Consider the following 13,851-nt stretch of genomic DNA (forward strand, 5'->3'; position numbering starts at 1 on the left):
CCGTCTGGGACACGCCCATATGCCTTCGCGCCAGCATGCCGGCGAAGACGACGTCGTCATCATTGGCGCCGGCATCGTCGGCATTTGCGCCGCCGCCTACCTCGCCGAGGCCGGCTACCGCGTCACGGTGATCGATCGTACTGGAATCTGCGAGGAAACCAGCTCCGGCAATGCGTCGGCATTCGCCTTTTCCGACGTGTTGCCGCTTGCCCACAAGGGCATGATGAGGAACCTGCCGCGCTGGCTTGCCGACCCGCTCGGCCCTCTTGCGATCCCGCCAGCCTACCTGCCCAGGCTGGCGCCGTGGCTCTGGCGGTTCTGGCGCGCCGGCGCGCCGGAAAACTACGAAGCAGCCCTCTCCGCGCAGGCGGGGATGATGAAGCTAGCCGAGCGGGAGTGGATGGGCCTGCTCGACCGATCCGGCACAAGAAGCATGCTGCGCGAGGACGGCTCGCTCGAACTCTATGAGAGCGCCGACGAATTCGAGGCCTCGCTGGGAGGCTGGGCCGCGCGCGACCGCTTTGGCATCCCCTATCGTCATCTCGAGGGCGACGAACTCGCAGAGCTGCAGCCTGGCCTGTCGAGACAGTTCGTCAAGGCGACCCTCGTTCCGGGCTGGAAGACCGCCGACGATCCGAAGATCCTCGGTAAGGCGATCTGGGCCTATGCGGAAAAGCTGGGCGCGGGGTTCCTCCCGGGCGAAGTCGGGCTCGTCATGAAGACCAAGAGCGGCGTCACTATCCAGCTCAGGCAAGGCCGGACGTTGACGGCAAGCCGCCTGGTCATCGCGGCAGGCGCATGGTCGCATCTCCTGGCGCGCCAACTCGGCGACAGAATTCCCCTCGAAACCGAGCGCGGCTACAACACGACCCTGCCCGTCGATGCCTTCGACGTCAGGCGCCAGCTCATCTTCTCGGGCCACGGCTTCGTCATCACGCCGCTGTCGACGGGCCTGCGCGTCGGTGGCGCGGTCGAGCTTGGAGGGCTGAACCGGCCGCCCAACTACGCGCGGTCGAAGGCGATGCTCGAAAAGGCGGCGCGCTTCCTTCCCGGACTGAAGACCGAAGGCGGCCGCGAATGGATGGGCTACAGGCCGTCGCTGCCGGATTCGCTGCCGGTCATCGGCCGTTCGAAGGCGCCGGACGTCTTCTATGCGTTCGGACATGGCCATCTCGGCAAGACGCAGGCGGCGGGTACCGCGCGCTTGATCCGCGACCTCGTTTCGGGCGAGGCTCCGGCGATCGATCTCAATCCCTTCAGCGCGCAACGGTTCTAGTCATGGCCCGACATACCTTCACCTGCATCGACGGCCACACCTGCGGCAACCCGGTTCGGCTGGTCGCCGGCGGCGGCCCGCTGCTCGCCGGGTCGACCATGATGGAGCGAAGGGCGCACTTCCTTGCCGAATACGACTGGATCCGGACCGGCCTCATGTTCGAGCCGCGCGGCCACGACGTGATGTCGGGCTCGATCCTGTATCCGCCGACGCGGGAGGATTGCGACATCGCCATCCTGTTCATCGAGACCTCGGGCTGCCTGCCGATGTGCGGCCACGGAACGATCGGAACGGTGACGATGGCCATCGAGAACGGGTTGGTGAAACCCAGGACGCCGGGCGTATTGCGCCTCGACACACCGGCAGGCCTGGTCGTCGCCGAATACCGGCAGGAGGGCGAATACGTCGAAGAGGTGCGGATCACCAACGTCCCGTCCTTTCTCTACGCGCAGGGCCTGACGGTCGACTGCCCCGACCTCGGCACCATCACGGTGGACGTCGCTTATGGCGGCAACTTCTATGCGATCGTCGAGCCGCAGGAGAATTATTCCGACATGGCCGACTATTCCGCCGGCCAGTTCGTCGCCTGGAGCCCGGTGGTCCGCCGGCGGCTGAATGAGAAGTACAGCTTCGTTCATCCGGAGAATCCCGGCATCAACAGGCTGAGCCACATGTTGTGGACCGGCAGGCCCGTCCATCCGGAGGCCGACGCCCGCAACGCCGTCTTCTACGGCGACAAGGCGATCGACCGCAGCCCGTGCGGCACCGGCACGTCGGCGCGCATGGCGCAGCTGCACGCCAAGGGCAGGCTTGGCCCCGGCGACAGCTTCGTGCACGAATCGATCATAGGCTCGCTCTTCAAGGGGCGCGTCGAGAACGAGACGACCGTCGATGGCAAGCCCGCGATCGTGCCGTCGATCGGCGGCTGGGCACGCCAGACCGGCCTGAACACGATCTTCATCGACGACCGCGATCCCTTCGCGCACGGCTTCGTCGTGGCATGATCGAAGCGCATCAAAAAACCTACCCGGGGGCGGCTGCCCTGACATTGCGGCAGGGCCATGCCGTGCAACAATCCCGCGCCAGCGGCCGAACGTGCGCCAGAAACTTCGAAATTGCGGCTTGCGCAGCGCCGATAAGTCAAAGACATTGCTTTGTGCCAATGGTAGCGTCCGCGATGGTCCAGGCGCTGGCCGATGCCGTGGAGGGCAGCAGCGTGACATGCCGCAGGGGCATGTCGCATCGCGGAAAATTGACGTTGCAATCCAGGCGCGACACTTTAGGACTAGGGGAAATCAAGAAAGGAATGCGTCCTTCCGGACGACATTCTCGGGGAGCAGTCTACAGATGGAATATTTCGTCCAGCAGCTTGTCAACGGGCTGACGCTGGGATCGATCTATGGGCTGATCGCGATCGGCTATACGATGGTCTACGGCATCATCGGCATGATCAACTTTGCTCATGGCGACATCTTCATGATCGGTGCTTTCATCGCGCTGATCGTCTTCCTGTTCCTCGTCAGCGTCTTTGCGTCGGTCAGCGTCGTGCTGTTCCTGCTGATCATGATGATCGTCGCGATGCTGCTGACCAGCTTCTACAGTTGGACCATCGAAAAGGTCGCATACCGGCCGCTGCGTGGCTCCTTCCGGCTGGCCCCGCTTATCACCGCGATCGGCATGTCGATCGTGCTGTCGAACTTCGTGCAGGTCACCCAGGGCCCCCGCAACAAGCCGATCCCGCCGATGATCTCGACGGTCTACAACGTCCTCGGCATCTCGATCTCGGCGAAGCAGATCGTCATCGTCGTTGTCACGGCCGCGCTGCTGACCATCTTCTGGTACCTGGTCAACAAGACCGCGCTCGGCCGCGCGCAGAGGGCGTGCGAACAGGACCGCAAGATGGCCGCGCTGCTCGGCGTCGACGTCGACCGCACCATCTCCATCACCTTCATCATGGGCGCCTCGCTCGCCGCCGTCGCCGGCACGCTTTACCTCATGTACTACGGCGTCGTCGTGTTCTCGGACGGTTTCGTGCCGGGGGTGAAGGCCTTCACGGCGGCGGTCCTCGGCGGCATCGGCTCCATCCCGGGCGCGGTGCTTGGCGGGCTGCTCATCGGGCTCATCGAGGGCATGTGGTCAGCCTATTTCTCGATCGACTACAAGGACGTCGCCGCCTTCTCGATCCTCGCGATCGTGCTGATCTTCCTGCCCTCCGGCATCCTTGGCCGGCCTGAAGTCGAAAAGGTCTGACGTTCATGGCCGCTGTCACCGACACCAACCGCGCTTCCGCCAATCCCTATGCCGCCGCGCTACGCGAAGCGCTCTATGCCGGCGTAATCGCCCTCGGCCTCTTCGTGCTGTTCGTTGGCATCAAAACCGACCAGAACATCCGCAACGAGCTGATCCTCGTTCCGCGCTGGGGCCTGCTCGCCATCGTCGTCGCGCTGGTGATGGCCGGCCGCTTCGTATACGTCGCCTTCGTCCATCCGGCGCTTTCGCGAGGCGACACGAAGAAGGTACGCAACGGCGCGATTGCCGGCGCGCTCGCCGTGCTGCTCGCCTTCATCGCCTACGCCCGGCCGGACATGAGCGGCCTGGTCGACCTGCTCCTCAACTGGAAGACCTGGCTGATCGTCGCCCTCATCGCCGCGGCGCTCGTGATCGACCGTCGCCGGCCTTATCTTCGCAAGAACTTCCCGACGGTCGCCATCATCCTGCTGATGCTGTTCCCCGTCATCTCGCTGTTCACGGCGGGCCTGCAGGGTTCGCTCAAGTGGGTCGACAATTTCGGCATCCAGATCCTGATCTACGTGATGCTGGCCTGGGGCCTCAACATCGTCGTCGGCCTGGCCGGCCTGCTCGACCTCGGCTACGTCGCCTTCTACGCGGTGGGGGCCTACTCCTATGCGCTGCTGGCCACCGAATACGGCTGGTCGTTCTGGCTGCTGCTGCCGGCCGCCGGCATCATGGCCGCCTTCTGGGGCGTCATCCTCGGCTTCCCGGTGCTGCGTTTGCGCGGCGACTACCTGGCGATCGTGACGCTGGCGTTCGGCGAGATCATCCGCCTGGTGCTCATCAACTGGCGCGAGGTGACCAACGGCACGACCGGCATTTCCGGCATCCCCAAGGTGACCTTCTTCGGGTTCGCCACCTTCAACGTGTCGGACGACAACTATTTCGGCAAGGTCTTCGACCTCGGCATGTCGGGCGTCTACTACAAGATCTTCCTGTACTACCTGATCCTGGCGCTCGCCCTGCTCACCGCCTTCGTCACCATCCGGCTGCGCCGCATGCCGGTCGGGCGCGCCTGGGAAGCGCTTCGCGAGGACGAGATCGCCTGCCGCTCGCTCGGCATCAACACCACCAACACCAAGCTGACTGCCTTCGCCATCGGCGCCATGTTCGGCGGCTTCGCCGGCGCCTTCTTCGCGGCGCGGCAGGGCTTCGTCAGCCCGGAATCCTTCATCTTCCTGGAATCGGCGATCATCCTCGCTATCGTCGTCCTCGGCGGAATGGGCTCGCTGGTCGGCATCGCCGTGGCGGCCGCGGTGATGATCGGCGGCACGGAAATCCTGCGCGAACTGCAATTCCTCAAACAGGTGTTCGGCGACGGCTTCACCCCGGAGCTCTACCGAATGCTGCTGTTCGGCCTCGCCATGGTGGTGGTCATGCTGTGGAAGCCGCGCGGCTTCGTCGGCAGCCGGGAGCCGACAGCCTTCCTGCATGAGCGAAAAGCCGTCTCGAGTGCCTTCACCAAGGAGGGGCACGGCTGATGAACGCGCATTCCGCCACCACCGGCCCGATCCTGAGGGTCGAGCACCTTTCGATGAAGTTCGGCGGACTTGTCGCGATCGGCGACCTGTCCTTCGAGGCCCAGCGCGGCGAGATCACCGCGCTGATCGGACCCAACGGCGCCGGCAAGACCACGGTGTTCAACTGCATCACCGGTTTCTACAAGCCGTCCGAGGGCATGATCACGCTGACCACGCGCGCCGGCAGCCAGTTCCTGCTGGAGCGCCTGCCGGATTTCCAGATCCCGGCCAAGGCCAAGGTGGCGCGCACCTTCCAGAACATCCGGCTGTTTTCGGGCATGACGCTGCTCGAGAACCTGCTGGTGGCCCAGCACAACAGGCTGATGGAAGCGTCGGGCTATACAATCCTCGGCCTGCTCGGGCTTGGCGGCTACGGCAAGGCGTCGGCCCAATCCATCGAGTTGGCGAAGCACTGGCTGGACAAGGCCAACCTCACCGACCGCGCCGACGATCCGGCCGGCGACCTACCGTACGGCGCGCAACGGCGCCTGGAGATCGCGCGCGCCATGTGCACCGAGCCGGAACTGCTCTGCCTGGATGAGCCGGCCGCGGGCCTCAACCCGCGCGAGTCGCATGCGCTGAACCTGATGCTCAACGACATCAAGTCGACGGGCACGTCGATCCTGCTGATCGAGCACGACATGTCGGTGGTCATGGAGATATCCGACCACGTGGTGGTGCTGGAGTACGGCCGCAAGATCTCGGACGGCGACCCGACCTCGGTGAAGACCGATCCCCGCGTCATCGCCGCCTATCTCGGCGTCGACGACACCGAAGTGACCGATGCGCTGACCGAAGTCGGCGACGAGCAGGTGATCGAGAAACTGGACGCCGAGCCCGACCGCGCCCACGGCCCGTCGGATTCCGCCTCGATGATGGCCGGGCCGGTGTCGGACACCGTCAACCACAGCGACACCGAAGGCGAGATGATCAAGGTGTCGCGGGGGGCGTCCAAGGCCGAGCAGTATGAGCGGCGCGCCGCAGCGCTGTCGAACTCGCTGGACACGCCGAGGGGCGGCCAGCCGGACAAGCTCACCCTCATCAAGGGCATCGGCCCGGTCAACGAACGCAAGCTGCACGAGCACGGCATCTTCCACTTCGAGCAGATCGCGGCATGGACCGAGGCCGACGTCAGGGAAGTCGAGACCTATCTGGACTTCGACGGACGCATCGCCCGCGAGGATTGGATCGGCCAGGCCAGGTCGCTCGCGCAGAAGACCGGAGGGGCCGAGTGATGGCGCAGAAATCCCTGCTCCAGGTCGAGGGCGTCGAGACCTACTACGGCAACATCCGCGCGCTGAACGGCGTGACGATCGACGTGAACGAGGGCGAGATCGTTGCGCTGATCGGCGCCAACGGCGCCGGCAAGTCGACCCTGATGATGACGATCTTCGGTACGCCGCGCGCGCGCAGCGGCAAGATCATCTTCGCCGGAACCGACATCACCAACCTGCCGACGCATGAGATCGCCAGGCTTCGCATCGCCCAGTCGCCCGAGGGACGGCGCATCTTCCCGCGCATGACCGTGCTGGAAAACCTGCAGATGGGCGCCAGTCTCGACAAGCTGAAGTACTACGACGAGGACGTCGAGAAGGTGTTCCACCTCTTCCCGCGGCTCAAGGAACGCATCAGCCAGCGCGGCGGCACGCTCTCAGGCGGCGAGCAGCAGATGCTCTCGATCGGCCGTGCGCTGATGGCCCGCCCAAGGCTGCTGCTGCTCGACGAGCCTTCGCTCGGTCTCGCGCCGCTGATCGTCAAGCAGATCTTCGATGCGGTGCGCGAACTCAACAAGAGCCAGGGGCTGACGGTCTTCCTGGTCGAGCAGAACGCATTCGGCGCGCTGAAGCTGGCGAACCGCGGCTATGTCATGGTCAACGGCAACGTGACGATGAGCGGCACCGGTCAGCAACTGCTCGCGGATCCGGAAGTGCGCGCCGCCTATCTCGAAGGCGGCCGCCATTGAGCGTGAAGGATTAGGGGCATGCACGGCATTCTCTACGAAGAAGAATCCATCTGGCAGTTTTTCTTCATTACCTGCCTGCTCGGCGGGTGGGCCGCGTGGATGACAGGCCGCGCCTGCGCGCAGACGTGGCGGCCGCTGTCGAGCCTTGTCGTGTTCCTGCTGCTCCTGGGCATCGCAGTGCGCTTCATCCACCATGCCCTGTTCGACGGCACCATGTTCACGGCGCAGTTCTACATCGTCGACACGATCATCCTGCTGGTCATCGGCATCGTCGGGTACCGGTACACCCGGGCCGGCCAGATGGTCACCCAATACCACTGGCTCTACGAGCGAACCTCGCTGCTGAGCTGGAAGCCGAAGGCCTCCGCCTAGGGCCGAAGCTGATGCGAAACGGCGTGACAAGCGCCGGAAAATGGGCAAAGTTGCCTTTCTGCGATAGGGTGGGCATCGCATGAAAGTATCATTCACGCCCACTCGGTTTAATGGGAGTCATCAATGAAGAAAACACTGTTGTCCGCGGTTGCCCTGACCGCCGTACTCGGGTTCAGCGGCAGCGCGTGGGCGGAGATCCTGATCGGAGTGGCCGGTCCGATCACCGGCCCGAACGCCGCCTTCGGTGCGCAGCTCCAGAAGGGCGCCGAGCAGGCCGCCGCCGACATCAATGCGGCCGGCGGCATCAACGGCGAGCAGATCCGCATCGTCATCGGCGACGACGTCTCCGATCCGAAGCAGGGCATCTCGGTCGCCAACAAGTTCGTCGGCGACGGCGTCAAGTTCGTGGTCGGCCACTTCAACTCGGGCGTGTCGATCCCGGCTTCGGAAGTCTACGCCGAAAACGGCATCTTCCAGATCACGCCGGCCTCGACCAACCCGCAGTTCACCGAGCGCGGACTGTGGAACACGTTCCGTACCTGCGGTCGCGACGACCAGCAGGGCGGCGTCGCCGGCGGTTACATCGCCGAGAAGTTCAAGGACGCCAAGATCGCCGTCCTGCATGACAAGACGCCGTACGGACAGGGTCTCGCCGATGAAACCAAGAAGGCGATGAACAATGCCGGCGTGACCGAGGTCCTCTACGAAGGCGTGAACGTCGGCGACAAGGACTTCTCGGCACTGATCGCCAAGATGAAGGACGCTGGCGTCTCGGTCGTCTACTGGGGCGGCCTGCACACCGAAGCCGGCCTGATCATGCGCCAGCTGGCCGACCAGGGCATGGACGCAACGTTCATGTCGGGCGACGGCATCGTGTCGAACGAACTCGCCTCGATCGCGGGCGACGCCGTGGCCGGCACGCTGATGACGTTCTCGCCGGATCCGCGCAACGACCCGAACAACAAGGAACTCATCGAGAAGTTCCGCGCCGCCGGGTTCGAGCCTGAAGCCTATACGCTCTACTCCTACGCCGCCGTGCAGGTCATCGCCGGCGCCGCCGCCAAGGCTGGCGAGAACGACCCGCAGAAGGTCGCCGAAGCCGCCAAGGCGCAGGGTCCGTTCGCGACCGTGCTCGGCGAGATCGGCTTCGACGAGAAAGGCGATCCCAAGCTGCCCGGCTACGTGATCTACGAATGGAAGAAGGGCGACGACGGCAAGTACACCTACTTCCAGATGTAAGCCATCGTACCATTTCGTCTGAGGAGCCCGGCGGGAAACCGCCGGGCTCTTTTTTGTGCCAAGATGCGCATTTCAATCGTTTTAAATCTCGGCGATGAAACTGTTTGCACTGCAGCAATTATTCACGCTAATCATGCGGTGCGTCAGTTTGCCTTTTCGTCCGGAGCGTATACGTGCCCATCACAAAGATCCTCGTCGCCAACCGTTCAGAAATCGCCATCCGCGTGTTCCGCGCGGCCAACGAACTGGGGTTGAAAACGGTGGCGATCTGGGCAGAGGAAGACAAATACTCGCTGCACCGGTTCAAGGCTGACGAGAGCTACCAGGTCGGCCGCGGACCGCATCTCGACAAGGAGATGGGACCGATCGAGAGCTATCTTTCGATCGAGGAGGTCATCCGCGTCGCGAAGCTATCGGGCGCCGACGCCATCCACCCCGGCTATGGCCTGCTGTCGGAGAGCCCGGAATTTGCCGAGGCCTGTGCGGGGGCCGGCATTACCTTCATCGGCCCCAAGCCGGAGACGATGCGCAGGCTCGGCAACAAGGTTGCGGCGCGCAACCTCGCGATCGAGGTCGGCGTGCCGGTGATCCCGGCTACCGATCCGCTGCCCGACGACATGGAGGCGGTGAAGAGGCTTGCCGCCGAAATCGGCTATCCTGTGATGCTGAAGGCCTCCTGGGGCGGCGGCGGACGCGGCATGCGCGCGATCCGCAGCGAGGCCGACCTGATCCGCGAAGTCACCGAGGGCAAGCGCGAGGCAAAGGCGGCCTTCGGCAAGGACGAGGTCTACCTCGAGAAACTGATCGAGCGCGCCCGCCATGTGGAGGTCCAGGTGCTCGGCGACACCCACGGCAATGCCGTGCATCTCTTCGAGCGCGACTGTTCGATCCAGCGCCGCAACCAGAAGGTCGTCGAGCGGGCGCCTGCGCCCTATCTCGGCGAGGCGCTTCGCGCCGAACTGTGCGGCTACGCGCTGAAACTGGCGCGCGACACCGCCTATATCGGCGCCGGCACCGTCGAGTTCCTGCAGGACGCCGACACCGGAAAGTTCTATTTCATCGAGGTCAATCCTCGCATCCAGGTCGAGCACACGGTGACCGAGCAGGTCACCGGGATCGACATCGTCAAGGCGCAGATCCACATCCTCGACGGTTTCGCGATCGGCACGCCGGAATCGGGCGTCCCGGCGCAGGCCGATATCCGCCTCAACGGCCATGCCCTGCAGTGTCGCATCACCACGGAGGATCCCGAGCAGAACTTCATCCCGGACTACGGCCGCATCACCGCCTATCGCGGCGCCACCGGCTTCGGCATCCGGCTTGACGGTGGCACTGCCTATTCGGGCGCGGTCATCACGCGCTTCTACGATCCGCTGCTCGAGAAGGTGACCGCATGGGCGCCGACGCCCGTCGAGGCGATCGCGCGCATGAACCGCGCACTGCGCGAGTTCCGCATCCGCGGCGTGGCGACCAACCTGACCTTCCTTGAAGCGATCATCAATCACCAGGCGTTCCGCGACAGTTCCTACACGACGCGCTTCATCGACTCGACGCCGGAACTGTTTGCGCAGGTCAAGCGCCAGGACCGCGCCACCAAGCTGCTGAACTATCTGGCCGACGTCACGGTCAACGGCCATCCCGAGACCCGCGGCCGACAGACCCCCGATCCCGAAGCCGCCGAGCCGTTCGTGCCCTACCTCAACGGCGCGGTGCCGGCGGGATCCAAGCAGCGGCTCGACGAACTCGGCCCGGAAAAGTTCGCGGCCTGGATGCGCGCGCAAAAGCAGGTCCTGGTCACCGACACAACCATGCGCGACGGGCACCAGTCGCTGCTGGCCACCCGCATGCGGACCTACGACATCGCCAGGATCGCAGGCGTCTACGCGCGCTCGCTGCCGCAACTCCTGTCGCTTGAATGCTGGGGCGGCGCGACCTTCGACGTCGCCATGCGGTTCCTGACCGAAGATCCGTGGGAGCGCCTGGGCAGGGTGCGCGAAGCCGCACCGAACCTGCTGCTGCAGATGCTGCTGCGCGGCGCGAACGGCGTCGGCTACACCAACTATCCCGACAACGTGGTGCAACATTTCGTCAGGCAGGCGGCGGCTGGCGGCGTCGACCTGTTCCGTGTCTTCGACTGCCTGAACTGGGTCGAGAACATGCGCGTCGCGATGGACGCGGTGGTCGCCGAGGGCAAGCTGTGCGAAGCGGCGATGTGCTATACGGGCGACCTGCTCGATCCGGCGCGCGCCAAGTACGACCTCAAATATTATGTCGGACTGGCAAAGGACCTCGAGAAGGCCGGTGCGCATATCATCGCGGTGAAGGACATGGCCGGGCTGCTGAAGCCGGCCGCGGCGCGCATCCTCTTCAAGACGCTGCGCGAAGAAACCGACCTGCCGATCCACTTCCACACGCACGACACGTCGGGACTGTCCGCGGCGACGGTGCTGGCGGCGGTGGAGAGCGGGGTCGACGCGATCGACGCCGCGATGGACAGCTTCTCGGGCAACACCTCGCAGCCCTGCCTCGGCTCGCTGGTCGAGGCCTTGAAGGGCGGCGAGCGCGACCCCGGCCTGGATCCCGAGTGGATCCGCAAGATATCGTTCTACTGGGAGGCGGTCCGCAACCAGTACGCGGCCTTCGAAAGCGACCTCAAGGGGCCGGCGTCGGAGGTCTACCTGCACGAAATGCCGGGCGGCCAGTTCACCAACCTGAAGGAGCAGGCGCGCAGCCTGGGGCTGGAAACACGCTGGCACGAGGTGGCGCAGGCCTATCACGACGTCAACCTGATGTTCGGCGATATCGTCAAGGTGACGCCGTCCTCGAAGGTGGTCGGCGACATGGCGCTGATGATGGTCAGCCAGGACCTGGACGTCGCCGATGTCGAGAATCCGGCCAAGGACATCGCCTTCCCGGATTCCGTGGTGTCGATGCTGCGCGGCGACCTCGGCCAGTCGCCGGGCGGCTGGCCTGAGGCGTTGCAGCAGAAGGCCTTGAAGGGCGAAAAGCCGATCACGGTGCGGCCAGGCTCGCTGCTCAAGGCGGCCGACCTTTCGGCGAGCCGACGCGAGATCGAGGAAAAGCTCGGCCGCAAGCTGACGGAGTACGAGTTCGCCTCCTGGCTGATGTACCCGAAGGTGTTCACCGATTTCGCCGCGGCGCAGGAGACCTACGGTCCCGTCAGCGTTCTGCCGACCCCGACCTATTTCTACGGCATGCGGACGGAAGACGAGATCTTCGTCGACATCGAGAAGGGCAAGACCCTGGTCGTGCGCTGCCTGGCGATCGGCGACACCGACGAGAAGGGCATGGTGACCGTCTTCTTCGAGATCAACGGCCAGCCGCGCCGCGTCAAGGTGCCTGACCGCGCGCATGGAGGCGCTGCCGGTGTCGCCCGCCGCAAGGCGGACGTCGGCAATGAACTGCATGTCGGCGCGCCGATGCCGGGCGTGGTCTCCACGCTTGCCGTCGCAGCCGGCCAGCCGGTCAAGGCCGGCGACGTGCTGCTATCCATCGAGGCCATGAAGATGGAAACGGCGCTTCATGCCGAGCGCGACGGGACGGTGACGGAAGTGCTGGTGAAGGCGGGCGACCAGATCGACGCCAAGGACCTGCTGGTGGTACTGGGCTAAGCACCACCAGCTGATCGCCGCGACGATATGGGGGGACGTTGGTCCAACGCTTCCAGCACGCGCGACCCTTGACCCGAAATTGAACCGATTTAGAAGCCGCATGTATGAGCACTGACACATTGGCGGCAGCGGCAGTCCGCGGCCGTTGGGCCATCGCCGCGATCTTCTTCGTCAACGGCTTCGTCACCGGAAGCTGGGCTCCCCAGATTCCCGTGTTCCTGCACCGTCTGGAGATAACCGAAACCACGCTCGGCCTCCTGATCCTTCTCTTCGGGGCCGGCGCCGTCAGTGCGATGGTCTGGGCCGGGCATCTTATCCCGAGATACGGCTCCAGGGCCGTGACCTCGCTGTTTGCAATTTCATGCTGCTTTGGCCTGCTGCTTGTTGCGCTGGCACCCAATGTCTGGACCGCGGCGATCGCCATGTATGTGTTTGGTGGAACGATCGGCGCGACGGACGTTTCGATGAACGCCAACGCGGTGACTGTCGAGAAGAAGCTCGGACGCGCCATCATGTCGTCGTCGCACGGGTTCTGGAGCCTCGGCGGATTTGTCGGTGGGGGCCTCGGCGGCATTGCCATCCAGGCATGGGGCCATCTTGCCCATGCGGCGATCGTTTCCGTCGTCGCGACGGTGATCGTCGCCGCAGCAATCGGCAAGATCGTGACTGACCTTCCGGTGGCCGACGAGCACCGGAAGTTCGTGCTGCCGCGCACGCCGGGGGTGTACATCATCGGACTTATGGCGCTTCTGTGCATGAACTCGGAAGGCGCTGTGCTCGATTGGGGCGCGCTCTACCTTCGGCAGGAGCTCGGTACCGACATTGCCACCGCCGGCTTTGCCTTCGGCGCCTTCGCCGGCGCGATGGCGCTGATGCGGTTCCTCGGAGACGGCGTGCGCAATCGGTTCGGCGCGGTCGCCGCCTTCCGCACTTCAGCGCTTGTGGCGGCGGCCGGGATGCTGGTTGCCGGCCTGGCGCCGTGGCCGTGGCTGGTGATCGCGGCCTTCGCGGTCAGCGGTCTGGGCATCGCCAACATGGTTCCGATCCTGTTTTCGGCAGCCGGGAACCAGGCTGGCACGAGTCCGGGCGCCGGCATGAGCGTGGTCACCACGATGGGCTATTCGGGTATCCTGCTTGCCCCCTCGGTGATCGGCTTCGTCGGTGAGCGCACCGGCTTTGCGCCCATCTTTGTCGCCATTTCAGGCTTGATGCTGGCTGTGATGCTCGCCTCCGGAATGACCGGTACCGCCGACCAGCCGGCGCGCGGCGCCGCGCCGCTCCAGCCGAGCTGATCAGGCATAGCGGAGCCGAGGGTTGCAGGCCGATTGGCGGCCGGCGGCTTGGCCTAGAGCCGCCCCATCAGGGCCAGGATCAGCAGAACGATCAGGATGACGCCGACGATGCCGGATGGGCCGTAGCCCCATGACCGCGAGTAGGGCCACGCGGGAATGGCGCCCAGAAGGATCAGGATAAGAATGATGATCAGAACGGTCGTCAAGGTCATGGTGCGCCCTCGCTGGCTTTGCAATGGCACAACAATGCGCGAGTGCGCCGAGG

At 64.8% G+C, this 13,851-nt stretch carries 10 protein-coding genes and 1 pseudogene; 10 read left to right on the forward strand and 1 reads right to left on the reverse strand.

The genetic code is table 11. The features are described from left to right. Positions 1–19: 19 nt before the first annotated feature. The 10 genes and pseudogenes from ABUE31_RS08125 (at position 20) to ABUE31_RS08170 (ending at position 13,586) form a co-directional block, all read left to right on the forward strand. A complete protein-coding gene (locus tag ABUE31_RS08125) occupies positions 20–1,276 on the forward strand; it encodes an NAD(P)/FAD-dependent oxidoreductase (RefSeq protein ID WP_367723023.1) in 1,257 nt (418 codons plus the stop codon). A 2-nt stretch (positions 1,277–1,278) separates the two neighbouring features. Beyond that, a complete protein-coding gene (locus ABUE31_RS08130) occupies positions 1,279–2,280 on the forward strand; it encodes a 4-hydroxyproline epimerase (RefSeq protein WP_367723024.1) in 1,002 nt (333 codons plus the stop codon). A gap of 343 nt (positions 2,281–2,623) precedes the next feature. Next, positions 2,624–3,526, forward strand: a complete 903-nt coding sequence (locus tag ABUE31_RS08135) for a branched-chain amino acid ABC transporter permease (RefSeq protein WP_367723025.1) — start codon at positions 2,624–2,626, stop codon at positions 3,524–3,526. Positions 3,527–3,531: 5 nt separating this feature from the next. Continuing rightward, the gene (gene livM, locus ABUE31_RS08140; RefSeq protein WP_367723026.1) at positions 3,532–5,049 is read left to right on the forward strand and encodes a high-affinity branched-chain amino acid ABC transporter permease LivM; all 1,518 of its coding nucleotides are present in this window, start codon (positions 3,532–3,534) and stop codon (positions 5,047–5,049) included. Next, positions 5,049–6,299: pseudogene (locus ABUE31_RS08145) on the forward strand (ATP-binding cassette domain-containing protein); the annotation flags it as partial. The gene livM and the pseudogene ABUE31_RS08145, both read left to right, overlap by 1 nt. A 23-nt stretch (positions 6,300–6,322) precedes the next feature. Then, positions 6,323–7,051, forward strand: a complete 729-nt coding sequence (locus tag ABUE31_RS08150; RefSeq protein ID WP_367723028.1) for an ABC transporter ATP-binding protein — start codon at positions 6,323–6,325, stop codon at positions 7,049–7,051. An 18-nt stretch (positions 7,052–7,069) separates the two neighbouring features. Then, positions 7,070–7,423, forward strand: a complete 354-nt coding sequence (locus ABUE31_RS08155; protein ID WP_367723029.1) for a DUF6867 family protein — start codon at positions 7,070–7,072, stop codon at positions 7,421–7,423. A 123-nt stretch (positions 7,424–7,546) separates the two neighbouring features. After that, positions 7,547–8,662, forward strand: coding sequence for a branched-chain amino acid ABC transporter substrate-binding protein (locus ABUE31_RS08160; RefSeq protein ID WP_367723030.1), 1,116 nt, complete (start codon positions 7,547–7,549; stop codon positions 8,660–8,662). Positions 8,663–8,835: 173 nt separating this feature from the next. Further along, the gene (gene pyc / locus ABUE31_RS08165; RefSeq protein ID WP_367723031.1) at positions 8,836–12,294 is read left to right on the forward strand and encodes a pyruvate carboxylase; all 3,459 of its coding nucleotides are present in this window, start codon (positions 8,836–8,838) and stop codon (positions 12,292–12,294) included. 104 nt (positions 12,295–12,398) lie between these two features. Continuing rightward, complete coding sequence (locus tag ABUE31_RS08170; protein ID WP_367723033.1) at positions 12,399–13,586, forward strand: MFS transporter; 1,188 nt, start codon at positions 12,399–12,401, stop codon at positions 13,584–13,586. Positions 13,587–13,639: 53 nt separating this feature from the next. Here the strand turns inward: ABUE31_RS08170 and ABUE31_RS08175 are convergent, their stop codons facing one another. After that, entirely contained in the window at positions 13,640–13,798 is a 159-nt protein-coding gene (locus ABUE31_RS08175) for a DUF3309 family protein (protein ID WP_367723035.1), read from the reverse strand. Positions 13,799–13,851 lie beyond the last annotated feature (53 nt).

The sequence above is a fragment of the Mesorhizobium marinum genome (assembly GCF_040813675.1).
Taxonomy (GTDB): Bacteria; Pseudomonadota; Alphaproteobacteria; order Rhizobiales; family Rhizobiaceae; genus Mesorhizobium_K; species Mesorhizobium_K marinum.